Origin of the sequence: Streptomyces sp. N35 (assembly GCF_016464295.1) — a bacterium.
In the GTDB taxonomy this organism is placed as follows: Bacteria; Actinomycetota; Actinomycetes; order Streptomycetales; family Streptomycetaceae; genus Streptomyces.
Genome location: NZ_JAEIMH010000028.1, coordinates 1,977 through 22,935, shown reverse-complemented (window position 1 = coordinate 22,935; position 20,959 = coordinate 1,977). Strand labels below are relative to the sequence as shown.

At 69.9% G+C, this 20,959-nt stretch carries 17 protein-coding genes and 1 pseudogene; 10 read left to right on the top strand and 8 right to left on the bottom strand.

The features are described from left to right. Positions 1–79 precede the first annotated feature (79 nt). The 3 genes from JAO81_RS17385 to JAO81_RS17375 all read right to left on the bottom strand — a co-directional run bounded on the left by JAO81_RS17385 (position 80) and on the right by JAO81_RS17375 (position 3,687). A complete protein-coding gene (locus JAO81_RS17385) occupies positions 80–1,570 on the bottom strand; it encodes an NCS1 family nucleobase:cation symporter-1 (protein WP_199548831.1) in 1,491 nt (496 codons plus the stop codon). A gap of 216 nt (positions 1,571–1,786) precedes the next feature. Next, positions 1,787–2,638: a siderophore-interacting protein gene (locus tag JAO81_RS17380; RefSeq protein ID WP_199548774.1), complete on the bottom strand. Its 852-nt coding sequence runs from the start codon at positions 2,636–2,638 to the stop codon at positions 1,787–1,789. 107 nt (positions 2,639–2,745) lie between these two features. Then, the gene (locus JAO81_RS17375; protein ID WP_233415520.1) at positions 2,746–3,687 is read right to left on the bottom strand and encodes a 5'-3' exonuclease; all 942 of its coding nucleotides are present in this window, start codon (positions 3,685–3,687) and stop codon (positions 2,746–2,748) included. 282 nt (positions 3,688–3,969) lie between these two features. On the opposite strand from JAO81_RS17375, the gene JAO81_RS17370 reads away from it, so the two are divergent. The 5 genes from JAO81_RS17370 to JAO81_RS17350 all read left to right on the top strand — a co-directional run bounded on the left by JAO81_RS17370 (position 3,970) and on the right by JAO81_RS17350 (position 10,349). Beyond that, on the top strand, positions 3,970–5,079 hold the full coding sequence (locus tag JAO81_RS17370; RefSeq protein WP_199548772.1) for a glycine betaine/L-proline ABC transporter ATP-binding protein: 1,110 nt from the start codon (positions 3,970–3,972) through the stop codon (positions 5,077–5,079). Next, complete coding sequence (locus tag JAO81_RS17365; RefSeq protein ID WP_199548771.1) at positions 5,072–7,696, top strand: ABC transporter permease/substrate binding protein; 2,625 nt, start codon at positions 5,072–5,074, stop codon at positions 7,694–7,696. Before JAO81_RS17370 ends, JAO81_RS17365 begins: the two co-directional genes overlap by 8 nt. A gap of 159 nt (positions 7,697–7,855) precedes the next feature. Next, positions 7,856–8,902 (top strand): hypothetical protein, encoded by a 1,047-nt coding sequence (locus tag JAO81_RS17360; RefSeq protein ID WP_199548770.1) that lies wholly within the window; start codon positions 7,856–7,858, stop codon positions 8,900–8,902. Positions 8,903–9,090: 188 nt separating this feature from the next. Further along, positions 9,091–9,636, top strand: coding sequence for a helix-turn-helix domain-containing protein (locus JAO81_RS17355; RefSeq protein ID WP_199548769.1), 546 nt, complete (start codon positions 9,091–9,093; stop codon positions 9,634–9,636). Beyond that, on the top strand, positions 9,633–10,349 hold the full coding sequence (locus JAO81_RS17350; protein WP_199548768.1) for a helical backbone metal receptor: 717 nt from the start codon (positions 9,633–9,635) through the stop codon (positions 10,347–10,349). The genes JAO81_RS17355 and JAO81_RS17350 overlap by 4 nt, the downstream gene beginning before the upstream one ends. Here the strand turns inward: JAO81_RS17350 and JAO81_RS17345 are convergent. Continuing rightward, complete coding sequence (locus JAO81_RS17345; protein WP_199548767.1) at positions 10,318–11,427, bottom strand: TDT family transporter; 1,110 nt, start codon at positions 11,425–11,427, stop codon at positions 10,318–10,320. The two genes, JAO81_RS17350 and JAO81_RS17345, sit on opposite strands and share 32 nt — an antisense overlap. A gap of 70 nt (positions 11,428–11,497) precedes the next feature. Between JAO81_RS17345 and JAO81_RS17340 the strand changes: the two genes are divergently transcribed. Beyond that, the gene (locus tag JAO81_RS17340; protein WP_199548766.1) at positions 11,498–12,472 is read left to right on the top strand and encodes a LysR family transcriptional regulator; all 975 of its coding nucleotides are present in this window, start codon (positions 11,498–11,500) and stop codon (positions 12,470–12,472) included. Between the two features lie 78 nt (positions 12,473–12,550). Here the strand turns inward: JAO81_RS17340 and JAO81_RS17335 are convergent, their stop codons facing one another. The 3 genes from JAO81_RS17335 to JAO81_RS17325 form a co-directional block, all read right to left on the bottom strand. Beyond that, positions 12,551–13,261: a gamma-glutamyl-gamma-aminobutyrate hydrolase family protein gene (locus JAO81_RS17335; RefSeq protein WP_199548830.1), complete on the bottom strand. Its 711-nt coding sequence runs from the start codon at positions 13,259–13,261 to the stop codon at positions 12,551–12,553. Between the two features lie 25 nt (positions 13,262–13,286). Further along, entirely contained in the window at positions 13,287–14,747 is a 1,461-nt protein-coding gene (gene eat, locus JAO81_RS17330; RefSeq protein WP_199548765.1) for an ethanolamine permease, read from the bottom strand. 134 nt (positions 14,748–14,881) lie between these two features. Beyond that, positions 14,882–15,607 (bottom strand): FadR/GntR family transcriptional regulator, encoded by a 726-nt coding sequence (locus JAO81_RS17325; protein ID WP_199548764.1) that lies wholly within the window; start codon positions 15,605–15,607, stop codon positions 14,882–14,884. Positions 15,608–15,684: 77 nt separating this feature from the next. On the opposite strand from JAO81_RS17325, the gene JAO81_RS17320 reads away from it, so the two are divergent. From JAO81_RS17320 to JAO81_RS17305, 4 genes are all read left to right on the top strand, one after another. Beyond that, a complete protein-coding gene (locus JAO81_RS17320; RefSeq protein WP_199548763.1) occupies positions 15,685–17,049 on the top strand; it encodes a glutamine synthetase family protein in 1,365 nt (454 codons plus the stop codon). 51 nt (positions 17,050–17,100) lie between these two features. Then, the gene (locus tag JAO81_RS17315; protein ID WP_199548829.1) at positions 17,101–18,471 is read left to right on the top strand and encodes an aldehyde dehydrogenase; all 1,371 of its coding nucleotides are present in this window, start codon (positions 17,101–17,103) and stop codon (positions 18,469–18,471) included. A gap of 14 nt (positions 18,472–18,485) precedes the next feature. Then, a complete protein-coding gene (locus tag JAO81_RS17310) occupies positions 18,486–19,268 on the top strand; it encodes a 3-oxoacyl-ACP reductase (protein WP_199548828.1) in 783 nt (260 codons plus the stop codon). Between the two features lie 84 nt (positions 19,269–19,352). Then, complete coding sequence (locus tag JAO81_RS17305; protein ID WP_199548762.1) at positions 19,353–20,330, top strand: DUF2510 domain-containing protein; 978 nt, start codon at positions 19,353–19,355, stop codon at positions 20,328–20,330. A 45-nt stretch (positions 20,331–20,375) separates the two neighbouring features. Here the strand turns inward: JAO81_RS17305 and JAO81_RS42535 are convergent. Next, positions 20,376–20,959 (bottom strand): annotated as a pseudogene (locus JAO81_RS42535) (amino acid deaminase/aldolase); the annotation flags it as partial.

Genomic DNA, 20,959 nt, shown 5'->3' with positions numbered 1-20,959 from the left:
GGGGTGTTCCTGTTTCGTTCGGTGGGGACGTGAGGCGGCGATTCGGCGGGCGTGGTCGGTCGGCTACGCGCTCGGTCGGCTACGCGCTCGGTACGGCGATCGCCTCGCCGTCGACGTCCTCGACCGGCCTTGCGCCACGCCCCGGAAGGGCGAGGTAGAGCAGCCCGGCGAGGAGGGCGCCGATGAACCAGGAGAAGCCGGCGACGCCCGAGAAGTACGGGACCAGCGCGATGACGACGGCGACCGCCGCGGAAGGCACCAGCGCGGCCAGGGCCCGGGGGTTCACGCCACGGCGGTAGGCGTACGTGGCAGCCGGGTCCTCGCTGTACAGGTGCGGAACATGGACGCGCGTCCTGCGCAGCACCCAGTAGTCGGCCATCACGATGCCGAAGGCCGGCCCGAGCAGGGCGCCGAGGCCGCCGAGGAAGTAGTCGACGACGACCGGGCTGTTGTAGAGGTTCCACGGCAGGATGACGAGCCCGAGGACGGCGCTGACGATCGCGGCCTTACGGAAGTCCAGCTTGCGCGGGAACAGGTTGACCAACGTGTAGACGGGCGCCACGAAGTTGGCCATCAGGTTCACCGCCACCGTCAGCACGATCAGTGAGAGCGAGGCGAGGGCGAGCAGCCACGTGGAGGGGATCTGCTGCACGATGTCGGCGGGGTTGGTGACCACCTTGCCGTCGAGCTTGAACTGCGCGCCGCTGAGGACGACCACGATGCCGGCGAAGAACAGCATGTTCAGCGGGATGCCGACCAGATTGCCGAGCAGGATGGAGCGGTTGCTCTTCGCGGACCGGGTGAAGTCGCAGAAGTTCAGGACGAACGTGCCGTAGATGACCACCCACAGCGCCGCCGCCTCGAGGATGTGCAGCCAGCGGTCGACGCCGGTGAAGGGGCTGCCCGCGTCCATCGCGATCGACCAGTCGACCCGCGTGAGCATCCACACGGCCAGGGCCACGAAGGTGATCAGGACGGCGGGGGCCGCCACCGCGACGTACTTGCGGATCACGTCCATGCCGTAGCTGACGATCAGCACCTGGATGAGCCAGAGCACCAGGAACGAGGCCCAGCCGAGCAGGTCGAGCCCGAGCAGGGACGTGTCCTGCCAGGACGCGAGGCCCGGGGCGACGGCGACGGCGAGGGCCGAGAGCACCGCGGAGGCGAGATAGGTCTGGATGCCGAACCAGGCGATCGCGACGCCGCCGCGGATCACGGCGGGGACCTGGGCACCCCGTACACCGAAGGCGATACGGCTCATCACCGGGAACGGAACGCCCGTCTTCGCGCCCATGTAGCCGGACAGGCTCAGCAGGACGAAGAGGAAGACGGAGGCCAGGACGAAGGCGCCGAGGATGTCCCACACACCCATGCCGAGGGCGAACAGGCCGATCGCGAAAGCGTAGTTGCCCAGGCTGTGCACGTCGTTGCCCCACAGGGTGAACACGTTGTAGCCGCCCCAGCCCCGGCCCGCCTTCCGCGTCGGGGCGAGGTCGGGACTGTAGAGCCGGGGGCTGGGGCCCGCCGGCGCGGAACCCGCGCCGGCGAGCGGCGCCTCGTCCGTACGCACCGAGGTCTGCGCTGTGGTCACACCGGCACCTTTCTTGATTCCGGTATACGAAATCTGTTTTCCAAGGAGGGGTGACCGGGACGCTACGGGCGCGTAGGCGTGCTGGTCAAGAGGTCTTGCCGACTTTTGGTATTCCAAACAGGCGTCGCGTGCAGCGCACACGAAAGCACCCCACCGGCGTGTGCCGATGGGGTGCGGAGGCCGTGCGGGGGGTGCTCAGGAAGCCGGTGCGGCTGTCTCCTGTTCCGCTTCCACCTGGGCGTTCCACTCTCGCTTGGACGCCTGCCAGCCGTCCTCCGTGTGGCCGAGGCGCCAGTAGCCGGAGATCGACAGCTGCTCGCGCTCCACTCCTCGGTCGATGCGCAGATGGCGCCGGAGTTCCTTGACGAAGCCGGCCTCGCCGTGGACGAACGCGTGGAGTTCGCCTTCGGGGAAGTCCAGGGCGCGTACGGCCTCGACGAGTGCCTCGCCGACCCGGCGGCCCTCGCGGTGGAGATAGGTGATGTGGGTGCCGTCGGGAGACGAGACCTTCTGCTCCTCCGAGGCGTCCTCGACCTCGACGTACGCGAACACGCGGGCACCCTCGGGGAGTTGCTCGAGCGATGCGGCGATCGCCGGCAGGGCGCTCTCGTCGCCCGCGAGCAGGTGCCAGTCGGCGGTCGGCGACGGCGCGTAGGCGCCGCCCGGGCCCAGGAAGCGGATCGTGTCACCGGGGCGGGCGTCCCGGGCCCACGGTCCGGCCAGGCCCTCGTCGCCGTGGATCACGAAGTCGACGGTGAGTTCGCGCAGTTCGGGATCCCAGGCGCGCACCGTGTATGTCCGCGTCACCGGCCACTGCTCGCGCGGCAGCTCGGCGCGGATCGCCTGGATGTCGAAGGGTTCGGGGTAGTCCACGCCGTCGGGCGTGAACAGGAGCTTGATGTAGTGGTCGGTGTACTCGTCGGTCGCGAAACGGGCGAGCCCTTCGCCGCCCAGCACCACGCGCTGCATATGCGGGGTGAGCTGCTCGCTGCGGACCACTTCCGCGAGATGGGTCTGCGGTGCCTTGCGCGCCGGGCGTTCCGCCACGACAGCCTCCCCTGATCGGCAAACTTAGGTCAGCCTAAGTTAGCACCCGCCAGGAAAGGAGTGGAGGGGGTGTCACATGGTGCGAGACCCCCTCCATCGACCGTCCCTCAGCCTGCCAGTGTCGTGACCAGGCGCTTGAGCGGAGTGCCGATGCCCCAGCGCTCGGCGAGATCGTCCAGCGACGCCGGGTCGCGCGGCTCGCTCGGCAGGGCCAGATCGATGTCCGGGACCGGCACGTCCGTGGCCACCCGTACGACCTTGGGCGCGACCTTCACGTATGGCCGCGACGCGTCGAGCTTCTTGCGCTGCGACGGGGTGAGCTTGGACTTCGGGTCGTCGATCGCGGCCATGATGCCCGCCAGATCGCCGTACTCCGCAAGCAGTTTGGCCGCGGTCTTCTCGCCGACGCCGGGTACGCCCGGCAGGCCGTCGCTCGGGTCGCCGCGCAGCACCGCGAAATCGACATAGCCGGGCCCGCCGCCGTCGAGGGCGTACTTCTCGCGCAGCCAGGCCTCGTCGGTGAGCTGCAGATTGCCGACGCCCTTGATCGGATACAGGACGCGGATGCCGCGCTTGTCGTCGACCAGCTGGTAGAGGTCGCGGTCGCCCGTGACGATGTCGACCGGTCCCGTGGCGCGGGCGGTGAGCGTGCCGATGACGTCGTCCGCCTCATATCCGGGCGCGCCGATCCGGGCGATGCCCAGCGCCTCCAGGACATCGACGATCACCGGGACCTGCGGTGAGAGCGTGTCGGGGATCTCCTCCGCGTCGGGGCCGGTCTCCGTCTCCTGTGCGACGCGATGCGCCTTGTACGAGGGGATCAGATCGACCCGCCACTGCGGGCGCCAGTCGTCGTCCCAGCAGGCGACCAGTTCGTCGGGCCGGTGGTCCTTGACCAGGCGGTCGATGAAGTCGATCAGCCCGCGCACCGCATTGACCGGTGTGCCGTCGGGGGCCTTCATCGACTCCGGGACGCCGAAGTAGGCGCGGAAGTAGAGAGAGGCGGTGTCGAGGAGCATGAGCCGTCGGGTTTGCGTCACACCTCGCATCATGCCGCACCCCACCGACAGCGGGCCTTGCGGACGGCCGGGTCCGGAGGTGCGCCCCGGGGGACGCACGGAAGACTCTCGGCCTAAAACCCTCGACCTAAAGAAATTGTGAACCGGATCACTTTCCGTTTGCCCTGAGAAAAGCCCGGGCAGGCGCGCACCCGGAGCGGACCCGTGCCGGATGCAACCATTTCCGGGCCGGGCAGCGGGCAGACCCCGCGCAGCTCCACGGCCCGCCGGCGGGGGAGGCGGGCCGTAGTCACGTACGACCCGAGAGGTTTTATGTCCAGGCTCCAGGCTGAGCACCTGTACAAGGTGTTCGGCAGAAGGCCCGATGATGCGGTGCGCCGGCTCGAAGCAGGCGCGGACCGCGACGAACTGCGTGCCGAAGGCACCACGGCAGCGGTGATCGACGCCTCGTTCACCGTGGAGCCGGGGCAGATCTTCGTCGTGATGGGGCTGTCCGGCTCCGGAAAGTCCACGCTCCTTCGCATGCTCAACGGGTTGCTGGAGCCCACGGCCGGACGTGTGCTGTTCGACGGTGACGACATCACCCACCTGAACCCGAAGAAGCTGCGCGAGGTCCGCTCGAAGAAGATCAGCATGGTCTTCCAGCACTTCGCGCTCTTCCCCCACCGCAGCGTCCTCGAGAACGCCGCGTACGGGCTCGAAGTGCAGGGTGTCGCCAAGGAGGAGCGCCTCAAGCGCGCCACCGAGGCGCTGGAACTGTGCGGCCTCAAGGGCTGGGAGAAGTCCTGGCCGGACGAGCTCTCCGGCGGTATGCAGCAGCGTGTGGGCCTGGCCCGCGCGCTCGCGACCAATGCGGACCTGCTGCTCATGGACGAGTCGTTCAGCGCCCTCGACCCGCTGATCCGCCGCGATATGCAGGACCAGCTGCTCGAACTGCAGAAGACCCTGAAGAAGACCATCGTCTTCATCACCCACGACCTCAACGAGGCCATGCGCCTGGGTGACCAGATCGCGGTCATGCGCGACGGCAGCATCGTCCAGACCGGCACGGGCGAGGACATCCTGGTCCGTCCGGCCAACGACTATGTGCGCCGGTTCGTCGAGGACGTCGACCGCAGCCGGGTGCTCACCGCGGGTTCCATCATGGAAAAGGTCGCCGCAGGCGCCGAGTTCGGCGACGACGAGAGCTCCTGCAGCGTCGAGACCCCGGTCGCCGAGCTCTTCGCGACGCTCGCCGAAGGCACCACCGAGATTCCGGTCACCGATGACGAGGGCGACCTCGTGGGTGTCGTGGCGCGCGAGAAGGTGCTCTCCGCGCTCGCGGACGAGGCGCAGATCGAGCCCGTCGCCCTGGTCGGGGAGGTGCAGGACACCGTGCCTGCCCCGCGCGAGACCGTGAAGGCGGTGAAGTCCGATGCCTAGGTTCGAATTCGGCTCCTGGGTCGAGGACGCGGTCGCCTGGCTGCAGACCCACCTCGGCTGGCTCTTCGACTTCGTCAACAGCGTGCTCGAGGGCATGTACGAAGGCGTCAACTCGGTGCTCGGCGGCGGCGAACCGCTGCTGATCGCCGGCATCTTCGCCGTGATCGCCTGCTGGCTGCGCGGCCTGCTCCCCGGTGTCCTGGCGTTCGTGGGCTTCGCCCTGATCGATTCGCTCGGTCTGTGGGACGACGCCATGGCAACGCTGTCCCTGGTGATCGTCGCCGCGGTGATCACCGTGGTGCTCGCCGTGCCGCTCGGTGTCTGGGCCGCGAAGAGCAAGCGCGTCAGCGGTGCGATACGCCCGGTGCTCGACGTCATGCAGACCATGCCGGCGTTCGTGTACCTGATCCCCGGCGTGATGTTCTTCGGCGTCGGTGTCACCCCCGGCGTCATCGCCACCATCGTGTTCGCGATGCCGCCCGGCGTCCGGATGACCGAGCTCGGCATCCGCCAGGTCGACGGCGAACTGGTCGAGGCCGCCGAGGCCTTCGGCACCAGCCCCAAGCACACCCTCACCCGGGTACAGCTGCCGCTCGCTCTCCCGACGATCATGGCCGGTATCAACCAGGTCATCATGCTCGCTCTGTCGATGGTCGTCATCGGCGGTATGGCGGGCGCGGGCGGTCTCGGCGAGAAGGTGTACGCCGCGATCACCCAGCTTCAGGTCGGCCTTGCCGCCGAGTCGGGCGTCGCCGTGGTCATCCTGGCCATGTACCTGGACCGCATGACCGGCGCGCTCAACCAGCGCGTCTCGCCGCTCGGCCGCCGCGCCGCCGCCAAGGCCGCGGCCGCCGCGGGCCGCCTGAAGTTCGTGCACTACAAGCCGGGCACCGCCATCGCCACGGTCGGCGTGGTCGTGCTCGCCCTTGTCGCCGGTGGCATGAACCTCGCCGGTTCCAAGGACGACTCCGGTGCGCAGACCGCCGCCGCCGATGTCGGCAAGGGCAAGAAGATCAACCTGGGCTACATCCCCTGGGACGAGGGCATCGCCTCCACGTACCTGTGGAAGGAGCTCCTGGAGCAGCGCGGTTACGAGACGGACATCAAGCAGCTCGACCCGGGCCCGCTCTACTCCGGTGTCGCCCGCGGCGACATCGACTTCCAGACCGACGCGTGGCTCCCCACCACGCACAAGGACTACTGGGACAAGAACGCCGAGAACCTCGAGGACCTCGGGTCCTGGTACGGTCCGACATCTCTTGAGCTGACGGTGCCTTCGTATGTGAAGGGCATCGATTCGCTGGCGGACCTGAAGGGTCAGGGCAAGAAGTTCAAGGGCAAGATCATCGGTATTGAGGCCAGTGCCGGGATGATGAAGACCTTGAACGAGAAGGTGCTGAAGGAGTACGGCCTGGAGGGCGAGTACGAGGTTGTCTCGTCGTCCACCTCGTCGATGCTGGCCGAGCTGAACCGCTCCATTCAGAAGAAGGAGCCGGTCGTGGTGACCCTGTGGTCGCCGCACTGGGCGTACGGCAAGAACGACCTGAAGAAGCTCAAGGACCCGAAGAAGGCGTGGGGCGAGGGCGAGCAGATCCACACCGTCGCGCACAAGGGCTTCTCGAAGAAGGACCCGACGGTCGCCAAGTGGCTGAAGGACTTCAAGTTGGACGAGGGGCAGCTCACCAGCCTGGAGAACGAGATCAAGGACGCCGGCGAGAACAACGAGCAGCAGGCCGTGAAGACCTGGCTCAAGAAGAACCCGGGCCTGGCCGACAAGCTCGCCCCCGTGCCGGGCGGCGGTGCCAAGCAGCAGGGCAGGGACGCCGGCAAGACGGTCAACATGGGCTACTTCCCGTGGGACGAGGCCATCGCGTCCACGTACCTCTGGGAGAACATCCTGGAGGACCGCGGCTACAAGACCACGAACAAGCAGCTCGACCCGGGCCCGCTGTACACCTCGCTCGCGCAGGGGCAGATGGACGTCCAGTTCGACGCGTGGCTGCCGACGACGCACAAGGACTACGTCGACCGCTACAAGGACAAGCTCACCGACCTCGGGTCCTGGTACGGTCCGACGTCTCTTGAGCTGACGGTGCCTTCGTATGTGAAGGGCATTGATTCGCTGGCGGACCTGAAGGGTCAGGGGAAGAAGTTCAAGGGCAAGATCATCGGTATTGAGGCCAGTGCCGGGATGATGAAGACCTTGAACGAGAAGGTGCTGAAGGAGTACGGCCTGGAGGGCGAGTACGAGGTTGTCTCGTCGTCCACCTCGTCGATGCTGGCCGAGCTGAACCGCTCCATTCAGAAGAAGGAGCCGGTCGTGGTGACCCTGTGGTCGCCGCACTGGGCGTACGGCAAGAACGACCTGAAGAAGCTCAAGGACCCGAAGAAGGCCTGGGGCGAGGGCGAGCAGATCCACGTCATGGGCAAGAAGGACTTCGCCAAGGACTTCCCGGAGCTCAACGGGTGGCTGAAGAACTTCAAGATGACGGAGAAGGAGCTCGCCTCCCTCGAGGTCGAGATCCAAAAGGGCGACCCCAAGAACCAGAAGGAGTCCGCCCGCCGCTGGCTCGACGCGCATCCCGAGATGCTCGACAAGCTGGCACCCGTGAGCTGATCCGATCCGGATCGCCTCGCCTTGCCTCGCTGAGCTGAACTCAGCCGAGCTGAACTCAGCCGAGCTGAGCCTGAGGGGTGGGATGCACCACGTGCTGTGGTGCATCCCACCCCTCGCGGCATTCCGCCCGGCTTCACCGATTCCTTACCCTCGAACACCGTGTCCCCGTCCCGCCGAGCCGTGCCCCTGAGCGCCGCCGCCGTCCTGGCCCTCGCCTTGATCGTGGCCCTGCTGCAGGTGGGTCGCGCCGACGCCGCTCCCGTCTCGGCCGCCGCCGGCCGCCTCGCGGATCTCGCGAGCGACGCACGTGAGGCCGACGGGTATGTCTACGGCCTGACCGACGACACCGGCCGCACCATGGACGCCGCCGAAATACGCCAGGCCGAGGACGGCACCTATCTCGCCGTCTATCACACGGTCCTCGACGAAGGGCCCCTCCCCCCGGCCGCCTCCGCCCCCCCCCACCCCCGGCGCCGCGGCCCCCCCCCCCCCCCCGCCCCCTTCCCCACCTCCACCGACCTGGTGCACTGGACCCGCCGCCACGACTTCGGGCCCGGCACGCACCAGGCCACGCTGGCCAAGGACCCGGCCGGCGGCTGGATCCTCGCCTTCGAGCGGGATCCGCGCAATCACATAGCGATACGGGGGTACGCCGGCCTCGACGCCCTGCTGGCCGGCGACGCTCGCCGCTCCTTCGACGCCCCGCTCACGCTCTCGCGCTGCGCCGAGGGCACCCCCGCCATCACCGCGATCCGCGGCGACACCGTCGAACTGACCGGGCACTACCGGTCCGGCTGCGATATCGACCGCCAACTGCGCGCCACCCTCACGGACTTCACCACCTGGCACGCCGAACCGGACCCCGCGCTTGACACAGCGCTGCGCTCGTGGGGGAGCGGTGGCAACATCGGCGACCGCTCGCCCGTGACGCTCGACGGCCGCGACCTCGTCGTCATCGAAGGGCAGCGGCTCCGCGACGACTTCGCCAGCTGGCGCACGTACATCTACGATCCCCGGCGCGGCCGCGCCGATCTGCTGACCCTGCGCACCCACGGCGCCAGCACGGCCTTCGCCAACCCCTCGGTCTCCCTGCTCACTTCACCGTCGGGCCGGCCGGCCCTGCTGATCAGCGCGTTCATCCCGCAGGAGGGCGCGGCGGACGGCGAGGCGGGGCAGATGCTGTTCTGGCGCTCGCTGAAGGGCTGATGGACGCTCGCTGGAAGGCTGATGGACGCTAGCCGAAAGGCTGACGCTCGATGAAAGGCTGACAGAGCAATCCGACCGGCCTTGTACGAGCGAAGTACAAGCAGACCAGTTGACAGGGCATGGATCGCTGCCCTTGCGTAGGGTGCTGGGAACAGCGATCTGACCGCAGCGAAGCGAGGGGGGCCGGCATGGACGACAAGTTCTCCGGACGGGTCGGTTCGGCCATCCGGCGACGGCGCAGGGCGCTCGGCCTCACCCTTGCCGCGGTCTCGGGGCGCAGCGGTCTCTCGGTGCCGTTCCTCAGTCAGATCGAGAACGAACGGGCCCGCCCCAGCAGCACCTCCCTCGAACGCGTCGCCGACGCGCTCGGCACCACGGCCGTGGAGCTCCTCTCGGCCGCCGACGCGGAACGCATCGTCGAGGTGGTGCGCTCCGCGCCCGCCGAGGAGTCGGCCGCGGTCCGCGCGCTGGTGCACGGCAAGCATCAGCTGCACGCTCTCGAATTCGTCGGCGATCATGACTCGGGGCGCGAATTCCGCCACCGCAACGACGAGTTGATGTACGTGGCCGAGGGCGCCGTCGAGGTCGAGGCCGACGGCCGTGCCTACCGGCTGGCGCGGGGCGACACGATGTTCCTGTCCGGTGGCGTGCCGCACCGCTGGCGTGCGGCGGTGCCCGAAACCCGTGTCCTGGTGATCGCCGTCGCGGAGCACATCAAGGCCGAGCACGAGTGAGCCCCCGGATCGTCTCGCTGGTCCCCTCTCTCACGGAGGCCGTGGCGGCGAGCGCTCCCGGGCTGCTCGTCGGAGCCACCGACTGGTGCACCCATCCCGCGGATCTGGACGTGGTCCGGGTGAAGGGCACCAAGAACCCGGACGTGCCACGCATCCTCGCGCTCGGCCCCGACCTGGTGCTCGCCAACGAGGAGGAGAACCGCCCCGCCGATCTCGACGAGCTGCGCGCGGCCGGCCTGAACGTCCTCGTCACGCACATCCGTACGCTGCCACAGGCGCTCACCGAACTGGAGCGCGTCCTGGTGGAGGCCTGCGGACTGCCCCGCCCGCACTGGCTCGACGAGGCCGCCCGCGCCTGGGCCGAGCCGCCGGCGCTCGCACCCTGCCGGGCGATCGTGCCGATCTGGCGCCGGCCCTGGATGGTGCTCGGCCGGGAGACCTTCGCCGGTGATCTGCTCGCGCGGCTCGGCGTACGGAACGTGTACGCCGACGCCGACGAGCCCTATCCGCGGATCGCCCTGGACGAGCGGCGGGACGCGGACCTGGTCGTTCTGCCCGATGAGCCCTACCGCTTCACCGCCGACGACGGTCCGGAAGCCTTCCCTGGAACGCCCGCCGCGCTCGTCGACGGCCGGATGCTCACCTGGTACGGACCGTCCCTGGCGGACGCCCCGGCCCGGCTCAGCGCGGAGCTGCGAGCAGCTTTCCGTTGAACAGCCCGCGCAGGGTGTTCAGGGCCGCGACGAGTACGGCGGCCACGAGGAAGACGTACAGGGCGGTGGCCAGCCAGGTGTACGCGTCCAGGCCGGTGTGCTTGGCAAGGCCGGCCGCGCCGGTGACACAGGTGCCGACGGGGAAGGTGAACCCCCACCAGGTCATCGCGAACTTCATGCCTGCCCGCCGGGCCCGTACGACCAGGGCCAGCGCCAGAGCCAGCCACAGCAGGGCGAAGCCCATCACCGGGACGCCGTAGACCACGGCGAAGGACGCGAAGGCGCCCGCGTACCGGGTGCCGATCGCCTCCGGGGCGACATCGGCCAGGGCGTTCACGGCGGTGGTCGACTGGCCCAGGGGGCCGAGCACCAGGAACAGGGTGGGGGTCAGGACCAGCGGCAGCGGACCGTGGAACACCAGACGGCCGAAGATCAGCGGCAGCATCAGGAAGGCCCCCAGCAGGCTGAGCCCGAACATCGCGTAGCTGCCGAGCAGCATGGCCTCCTGCGCCTGCCCGAGGGGCAGATGGGGCAGCAGCAGCGGGCCCTGCGCGGCGGACACCATAGGGGCGACAACGGGCAGCAGCCATACGGGAGTCGCCATGTCGAGGGAGATCTTGTGCCGGGCCACCATGAGATACGGGATGGCCGCGGCGGCCGCGAGCCCGATCAGGGTGCCGAGCGTGAACAGCACCGCATCCACGGCTATCGCCGCCTGCTCGCCGATCACGTCCTTGCCGACGACCAGGGTCGCGCCGCCCACCGCGAGCAGGGCCATGGAGAGGCAGCCGTAGAAGGGGGCGACATTCGGGTCGAGCAGATGCGCCCGTGCCTGGTCGCGGTGGTGCACCCAGTGCAGGGCGCGTGCGGTCACCAGGACCGCGAGGGCCAGGGCGGCCACCGCCCAGACGGCGACCGTCACCGGGCGGGCCACCGGATGGGGCAGGGTGGCGCCGGCGGTGGCGACGATCGAGGTGCCCATCACCGCGGCGTACCAGTTGGGTCCGAGGTGGCGTACCGAGGGCGCGAAGCGGGTCCGGGCGGCCGCGGGGGCGAGGGGCTGGGAGTAGGTGGCCATGACACCAGCGTGCGGTGCCGGGACCGTCCCCACCAGGGAGTCTTTCGCTATGAGGGCATAACCTGGGGTTATGAGTACGCCCTCGTCCCCTGCCGCGCCGAGTACGACCCCTGCCCTTGCCGCGCCCGCGCCCACGGCCGCCCGGCTCACGGACCGCGTCCCCGACCTGGGCGCGCTGCAGCTCCTGATCGCCATCGCCAAACTCGGCAGCCTTGGGCGCGCGGCCCGCGAGCTGGGCATCACACAGCCCGCGGCGAGCAGCCGGGTGCGGGCGATGGAGCGGCAGCTGGGGGTCGCGCTCGTGGACCGTTCCCCGCGCGGCTCGAAGCTCACCGACGCCGGGGCGCTCGTCACGGACTGGGCGCGGCGGATCGTCGAGGCGGCGGAGGCCTTCGACGTCGGGGCGCAGGCGCTGCGGGACGGGCGCGACAAACGCCTGCGGGTGGCGGCGAGCATGACGATCGCCGAGTATCTGCTGCCCGGCTGGCTGATCGCGCTACGCCATGAACGCCCCGGTACGGCCGTACAACTGCTCGCAGGGAACTCGCAGTTCGTGGTGGAGCGGCTGCTCGCCGACGAGGTCGATCTCGGCTTCGTCGAGGGCCTGACCATTCCGTCCGGGCTCAGCGGAGTCGTGGTCGCCCGGGACCGTCTGGTGGTGGTGGCCGCGCCTACGCACCCCTGGGCCCGCCGCCGTAAGCCGCTCGCTCCCGAGGAACTGGCCCGGACGCCGCTGATCCTGCGGGAGCAGGGGTCGGGGACGCGGCAGGTGCTCGAAGCGGCGCTCGGCGGGCTTGCGGAGCCTTTGATCGAACTGGCCTCCACCACTGCCGTGAAGGCCTCCGCGGTGAGTGGGGCGGGGCCGTCGGTGCTCAGTGAGCTGGCGGTGGGGGAGGAGTTGGCGGGGCGGCGGCTTGTGCGTATTCCTGTGGAGGGGGTGGGGCTTGACCGTGCGTTGCGGGCGGTGTGGCGGACCGGGCATCGGCCTGCCGGGCCCGCGCGGGATCTGCTGTCGCTGACGCGGACTGTGGTGCGGGCGGGGTGAGTTTTCCCCTCCCCGCCCCTTCCCGAAGCTGAGGGCTTCGCCCCCAGACCCCCGCATCCGAACTTCGTTCGGATGGCCTCAAACGCCGGCCGGGCTGGATTTGCCGGCCGGGCTGGAGGCCTGCACCAGCCCCCTCATCACCCGCAGATCCGTCCCCATCTCCGGATGCCACTGCACCCCCAACACCCAGCCGGGCCCCGGCAGTTCGACGGCCTCGACCGTGCCGTCCTCCGCGTGGGCGGACGCGACCAGATCCCGGCCGAGGCGGTCGACGGCCTGATGGTGGTACGTGGGCACGGCGTCCTTGTCCGGTACGAGCGAGGCGAACAGCGTGTCCGGCACCGGCTGCACGGTGTGCGAACCGAACGAGCCGATCTCACCCCGGTGCCCGTCCAGATGCTGCACCAGCGTCCCGCCGAGCGCGACATTGAGCAGCTGCATCCCCCGGCAGATGCCGAGCAGCGGCTTGTCCGCCGCCAACGCGGCCTCGATCAGGGCCAGTTCCCAAGCGTCCCGCTCCCGCGCCGGCGGCCCGGTGCGCGGGTCGACGCCGGCTCCGTACCGTACGGGCTCGACATCCGGACCACCGGCGATGACCACCACACCGTCGAGACGCGCGACCACGGCGCCGGCTGCCGCCGGATCGTCCGGCGGCAGCAGGGCCGCGAGCCCGCCCGCCTCCTGTACGAGGCGTGGGTAGCCGACGGGCAGCAGGGCCGCGTCGAGCTCCCACACGCCCCAGCGGGCACCGGGCTCCAGATAGGTACTGACCCCGATCAGCGGCCTCATGCTCACCCGACACCCTCCATGGAGATCACCTGTCACGTTCCAACTCTGCCTCGGCGGCGGCCAGCGCCGCGAACTCCTCCTCGGGTGCCTTGGCCACCAGATGGTGGCGGCTGTAGATCCCGAAGTAGGCGAGGGCCACCACGTACACGATGAGGGCGATCACCGCCGCCGTCACATCGACCAGGAACGTCGCCACCAGCGCGGAGAGGGCGAGGACCAGTGCGATGCCCGAGGTCCAGATGCCGCCAGGGGTGCGGTACGGCCGGTTCAGGCCCGGTTCGCGGCGGCGGAGCACGATGTGCGAGAGCGACATCAGGGCGTACGAGATGGTCGCGCCGAACACCGCGATGTTCAGCATCCGTGCGCCGTCCCCGCTGCCCGCGGCGAGCGCGAAGCCGATCGCGCCGGGTACGAGCAGGCCGAGGTAGGGCGCCTTGCGCCTGCTGGTCAGGGAGAGGAAGCGCGGCAGATAACCCGCGCGGGAGAGTGCGAAGAGCTGGCGGGAGCCCGCGTAGATCAGAGAGAAGAAGGAGGCCACGAGGCCGGCCAGACCGGCGTAGTTGATGACGCGGCTCAAGCCGGTCGCCTTGCCGTCCGGCTGCAGCGCCTCGACCAGCGGGTTGCCCGCCTCCTGGATCGCCGCCGAGCCGCGCGCGCCGGCCGAGGCGAAGAAGGTGAGCAGGGCGAGGACCACGAGGATCGCCATCGACCAGCGGATCGCCCTGGGCAGCGTGCGCGCGGGGTCGCGGGTCTCCTCGGCGGCCAGTGGCACGCCCTCGACGCCCAGGAAGAACCACATGCCGAACGGGAACGCCGCCCAGATGCCGAGCAGTCCGTACGGCAGCCATGAGTTGGAGCCGAAGGCGCTGTCGTCCACCTTGATGTCGTTGAGCCCGGACGCGTCGAACTCCATGAACGCGCCCACCGCGAAGATCAGCAGCGCGGCCACCGCGATACCGGTGACGACGAAGCTGAAACGCAGCGCCTCGCCGACACCCCAGAGATGGATGCCGATGAAGATCACGAAGCAGGCGAGATAGACGGGCCAGCCGGACTCCAGGCCGAACAGGCCGAGCGACTCGACGTAGTCGCCGATGAAGATGGAGATCGCGGCCGGCGCCAGGACGTACTCGATGAGGATCGCCGTTCCGGTGAGGAAGCCGCCCCAGGGGCCGAGCGCACGGCGTGCGAAACCGTAACCGCCGCCCGCGGTGGGCAGGATGGCGGAGAGTTCGGCGAGCGAGAAGACCATGCAGACGTACATCAGGCCCATCAGGACCGTGGCGATCGCGAGGCCGCCGAAGCCGCCTTCGGCGAGCCCGAAGTTCCAGCCCGAGAAGTCGCCGGAGACGACATAGGCCACGCCGAGTCCGGTGAGCAGCAGCCAACCGGCACTGCCGCGCCGCAGTGCCCGCCGCTTCAGGTAGTCGTCGTCGGTGTCCTTCGGGGGTGGGGTGGTGCCGCTGTCTTCACGTGCTTGGGTCATCGCAGGGCTCCCGCTCAGGGCCGGTGGCTTCAATGGAGCGAGTGCATACCATTGCGGTGGGTCCGCGCCCAGCGCAAGTCCCTTGCGTTACTTTCCAGTTACTGCCGCGTCCAAGCCCGCGGACGTAGGCCGCATCACGCGAGGAACCCCCGCAACAACGCCGCCGTCCCCGCGCAGTGTTCACGCATCGCGGCCCGCGCCCGCCCCGGATCCCCGTCGAGCACCGCCCGCACCAGCTCCGTGTGCTGCGCCTGGGAATGCTCCAGATTCCGTACGAGGAGCGGGATGCAGTCGAGCAGTTCATTGACCTGGGCTCGCACGGCGGCATAGTGCGCGGTCAAGGAGGGTGAGCCGGCCAGCTCGGCCAGGGTGAGGTGCAGCAGGGTGTCGCGCCGGCGGTAGTCGGCCAGGGGGGCGTCGTGGGTGGCCGCGAGCGCCGAACTCAGCTGCTCGGCCTGCTTCTTGGTGAGCGGACGGGCGGCGCACAGCTCGGCCGCACCGGCCTCCAGGACTTCACGGAACCGCAGGACGTCCTCGACGTCGACATCCTTCAGGCGCCGGCGCAGCTCGGCCTCGCCCGTCGCATCCGGGCGCTCGAGGACGAAGGTGCCGCCGTACCGCCCGCGCCTGCTCTCCACCAGGCCCTCGTCCTGCAGCACCCTGAGCACCTCGCGCAGCGTCACCCGGCTGATGCCCAGCACATCCGCCAGCTCCCGCTCGGCGGGCAGCCGTTCACCCGCCGCGACCAGTCCCAGGCGGATGACCTGGAGGACCTGCTCCAGGGCTTCCTCGAAGCCGTTGCCGGCGCGCACGGGACGCAGGACGCGAGCGAGCCGGTCCATCCGTTCGGCTGTCGTCATCGGCCGTTTCCCCCTTCCCAAGGAATGGTCTGAAGTAATACCTTAAGCCACTCCGGACCGCCCAAGGAGGAGTCCCCGTGGCAGACCGCACCGCCCCGCTCGGCGTCGAGGAGCTGCGTGCTCTCGTCGCGAGCGGTGAGATCGACACCGTCGTCCTGGCCTTTCCCGATATGCAAGGACGCCTGCAGGGCAAGCGGTTCGCCGCCGGCTTCTTCCTCGACGAAGTGCTCGAGCACGGCACCGAGGGCTGCAACTATCTGCTCGCGGTCGACACCGAGATGAACACGGTCGAGGGCTACGCGATGTCGAGCTGGGACCGCGGTTACGGCGACTTCGCCATGCACCCGGACCTGACGACGCTGCGCCGCGTGCCGTGGAACGAGGGCACCGCGATGCTCATCGCCGACCTCGCCTGGAACGACGGCGGCCCGGTCGTCGCCGCACCCCGGCAGATTCTGCGCCGCCAGCTGGAGCGCCTCGCCGAGCTCGGCTACACCGCCCAGGTCGGCACCGAGCTGGAGTTCATCGTCTTCCGCGACAGTTACGAGGAGGCCTGGGACCGCGACTACCGCGAGCTGATCCCGGCCAACCAGTACAACATCGACTACTCGGTGCTCGGCACCGGCCGGATCGAGCCGCTCCTTCGCCGGATCCGCAACGAGATGGGCGCCGCGGGCCTGACCGTCGAGTCCGCGAAGGGCGAGTGCAACCCCGGCCAGCACGAGATCGCCTTCCGCTACGACGAGGCCCTGGTCACCTGCGACCAGCACGCGATCTACAAGACGGGCGCCAAGGAGATCGCCTCCCAGGAGGGCATGGCGCTCACCTTCATGGCCAAGTACAACGAGCGCGAGGGAAACTCCTGCCATATCCATCTCTCGCTCACGGACGCCGACGGCGCCAACGTCATGGCGGGACCCGACGGCCACGGCATGTCCGAGGTCATGCGGTACTTCCTGGCAGGTCAGCTCGCCGCGCTGCGCGATTTCTCGCTGCTGTACGCGCCCAACATCAACTCGTACAAGCGCTTCCAGCCCGGCTCGTTCGCGCCGACGGCCGTCGCCTGGGGCCACGACAACCGCACCTGTTCGCTGCGGGTGGTCGGCCACGGCCGCTCCACCCGTTTCGAGAACCGGCTGCCCGGCGGCGATGTGAACCCGCACCTCGCGGTCGCCGGTCTGGTCGCGGCCGGTCTGTACGGCATCGAGCAGAAGCTGGAACTCCCCGAGGCCTGCGCCGGAAACGCGTACACCGCCGAGTACGCGCACGTCCCGTCGACGCTGCGCGAGGCGGCCGACCTGTGGGAGCACAGCCCGATCGCCAAGGCCGCGTTCGGCGACGAGGTCGTGGCGCACTACCTCAACATGGCGCGGGTCGAGCTGAACGCCTTCGACGCGGCCGTGACCGACTGGGAGCTGCGGCGTTCCTTCGAGCGGCACTGACTCGTCCGGCCCGCTCGCCTCCTGTCCGTACGTACATCTGTGAGGACCGACTTGCTCCACGAGCACCACGTACTCAACCCCGCGACCGAAGAGCTGGTCGCGACCGTCCCGGCCACCCCACCCGCCGAGGTCGACGCTGCCGTGGCCCGCGCGGCCCGCGCCCAGGCCTCCTGGGCGGCGCTGGCCCCGGGAGACCGGGCGCGCATCCTGCGGCGCGTGGCCGACGCCATCGACGAACACATCGAAGAGCTGGCCCAGTTGGAGGTGCGCGAGGCCGGGCACACGGTGGGCAACGCCCGCTGGGAAGCCGGCAACGCCCGTGACCTCTTCGCGTACGCGGCCGGGGGAGTGGAGCGGCTGACCGGCCGGCAGATCCCCGTGGCGGGTGGCATCAATGTCACCTTCCAGGAACCGCTCGGCGTCATCGGCGTGATCGCACCGTGGAACTTCCCGATGCCGATCGCCGCCTGGGGCACCGCCCCGGCGCTCGCCGCCGGCAACGCCGTGCTGCTCAAGCCCGCCGAGACCACCCCGCTCACGGCCCTGCGCCTGGCCGAACTCGCCCTGGAGGCAGGCCTTCCCGAGCACCTGTTCCAGGTGCTTCCCGGCGCGGGCGATGTGACCGGAAACGCGCTGGTGGAGCACCCGGACGTCGCCAAGATCGTGTTCACCGGATCCACCCGGGTCGGCAAGCAGATCATGGCCAAGTGCGCCGGCCGTGTGAAGCGCCTCACGCTCGAACTCGGCGGCAAGAGCCCGAACATCGTCTTCGCCGACGCGGACGTCGAAGCCGCCGCCGCGGCCGCCCCGATGTCGTTCCTGGACAACTCCGGCCAGGACTGCTGCGCCCGCACCCGCATCCTCGTCCAGCGCTCTGTGTACGACCGTTTCCTCGAACTGCTCGCGCCCGCCGTCGAATCCGTGGTCGTCGGCGACCCCGCGGACGAGAAGACGCAGATGGGGCCACTGATCTCCAAGTCCCAGCTGGAGCGGGTACGCGCGTACGTGCCCGAGCGGGCGGCGATCCGCGGCACGGCGCCGGACGGGCCGGGCTTCTGGTTTCCACCCACTGTCCTCACGGACCTGGCCCCCTCGGCTCCGGTCTGCGTCGAGGAGGTCTTCGGACCGGTCGCCGTGGTCCTGCCCTTCGAGGACGAGGCGGACGCCGTACGCCTGGCCAACGCCACCGAGTACGGGCTCTCCGGCTCCCTGTGGACCCGCGACGTGGGCCGCGCCCTGCGCGTCTGCGGGGCGGTCAAGGCGGGCAATCTGTCCGTCAACTCGCACTCCAGCGTGCGCTATTGGACCCCGTTCGGGGGCTACGGCCAGTCGGGTCTGGGCCGCGAGCTCGGCCCCGACGCACTCTCCGCCTTCACCGAAACCAAGAACGTCTTCATCAGCACGGAAGGTCCCGCACAGTGACTGAACAGCCCGCAGTGACGGAACAGCCCAGCTGCCGCCGCCTCGTCGGCCGCACCGCCGTCATCACCGGAGCCGGCAGCGGCATCGGCCTCGCCACGGCACGCCGCCTCGCCTCCGAGGGCGCGCACGTGGTGTGCGGCGACATCGACGAGACCGCGGGCAAGGCCGCGGCAGACGAGGTCGGCGGCACCTTCGTACGGGTCGACGTCACCGATGCCGAACAGGTCGAGGCGCTCTTCAAGACCGCGTACGACACGTACGGCTCGGTCGACATCGCCTTCAACAACGCCGGTATCTCGCCGCCCGACGACGACTCGATCCTGGACACCGGCCTCGAAGCCTGGAAGCGCGTCCAGGAGGTCAATCTGACCTCGGTCTATCTGTGCTGCAAGGCCGCCATCCCCTATATGCGCCGCCAGGGCCGGGGTTCGATCATCAACACCGCGTCCTTCGTGGCCCGGATGGGCGCCGCCACCTCGCAGATCTCGTACACCGCGTCCAAGGGCGGCGTGCTCGCGATGTCCCGTGAACTCGGGGTGCAGTTCGCCCGCGAGGGCATCCGGGTCAACGCCCTGTGCCCGGGGCCGGTCAACACCCCGCTGCTTCAGGAGCTGTTCGCCAAGGACCCCGAGCGGGCCGCCCGCCGTCTGGTGCACATCCCGGTCGGCCGGTTCGCGGAGGCGGACGAGATCGCCGCCGCCGTGGCCTTCCTCGCGAGCGACGACTCGTCGTTCGTGAACGCCACGGACTTCCTGGTGGACGGCGGTATCTCCGGTGCGTATGTGACCCCTGTGTGAGGTGGTCCCGGTGGTCGACGCGAGCTGCGCCGTCCTCGCAGAACCCGGTGTACCACCGCGGACGGCACCGCCTAGGGTGGCCGGATGAGCATGCCCCCGACGCCGCCCGGCTGGTACCAGGACCCTGAGGCGCCGTCCCATGAACGCTGGTGGGACGGCACCGCATGGACCCCGCACACCCGCGTCGCACAGGCGCAGGCCGTGGGCCATGGCCTGGCGCCGGCCGACCCGGCGCAGCACACGGGGCAGTTCGGCCCGCCCGCGCCGGCGTTCACCGGCGGGACGGGCGCTTCCGGCGGCCGCGGCAAGCTCGTGGCACTGGTCGCGGCCGGGGTCGTCCTCGTCGCGTCGATCGTCACCGGGGTCGTGGTCCTGGGCAAGGACGACAAGTCCGACCCCGGGGCCTCGACCCGCACCAGCCCGTCCGCGCAGGCCACCTCACCGGACGAGAAGCCCGAGCCGACGCAGACCGAGTCTTCGGGGCCTCCCGAGACGGACGCGAAGGTGCTCGAGGATCAGCTCAACGGCATCACGCTGCCCATCCCCGAAGGCTGGGAGAAGCCCGACAACACGGTCGAGAAGGCCGTCACCATGACCACCGAGGGCACCTACTCCTGCCCCGGTGACGCGGGCTTCTGCCACCACGGCAGGGTCACCTCGCGGACCGTGCGCGACGGCGCGGGCGAGGACCCCGAGGTGGCCGCCAAAACCGATATCGCCGAGGCCGCCAAACGTGCCTACGACCGCGATGTGATCGACCGGCGCCCGTACAACGGCATCACCTCGCACCAGGAGCTCAAGGCCGAGCCGGTCGTCGTCGCCGGCTCCACCGGCTATCTGATGCGCTGGCGGGTCAAGACCGAGGCCGGCGAAGGCGGTTATGTCCAGTCCGTGGTCTTCCCGAAGCCCGGCAGCGACGCCCTGATCGTGGTCCGCTTCGCCTTCGACGCCGAGGACGGCCCGCCCCTTTCGCTGATGGACGAGATCACCAAGGGCATCCGCCGGATCGGCGACACGGGCGGTACGAACGGGGGAGTGGGCTCGACGATCGAGCCCTCCTGAGCGGCGCCGGGCGCATCGCGCGCGGCCGCCCGGGCGCCGGACTCCTCAGAGGAACGTGTGCCCCTCGCCGCGGTACGTGGGCACGGTGGCCGTCACGCGGTCGCCCTCGATCAGGTGCAATGTGTCGAAACGCTCGCACAGTTCACCGGCCTTCGCGTGCCGGAACCACACCTTGTCGCCGATCCGCAGATCGTCCGCGGGCGAGCCGAGCAGCGGCGTCTGCACCTCGCCCGCGCCCTCCTGCGGGTCGTAGGAGAGGCCTTCCGGGAGATACGGGACCGGCGAGCGGTCCTTGCCGGCCGCACCCGACGCCGGATAACCGCCACCGAGCACCGTGACGACCCCGACGCCCGGCCTGCGCACCACCGGCTGGGCGAACAGGGCGGCCGGACGCCCGCTGAACGACGTGTAGTTGTCGAAGAGCCGCGGCAGATAGAGCCCTGAGCCGGCCGCGATCTCCGTGACCGCGTCCTCGGCCGCGGTGTGCTGCACGCTCCCGGTGCCGCCGCCGTTGACGAACTCCAGGTCGGGCGCCACGGCACGGACCGCCCGTACGGCCTACGCCCCCCGCCCCCCCCCCCCGCCCCGGGCGCGGGCCCCCCCCTGCCGGGCCCCCCCCGCCCTCCCCC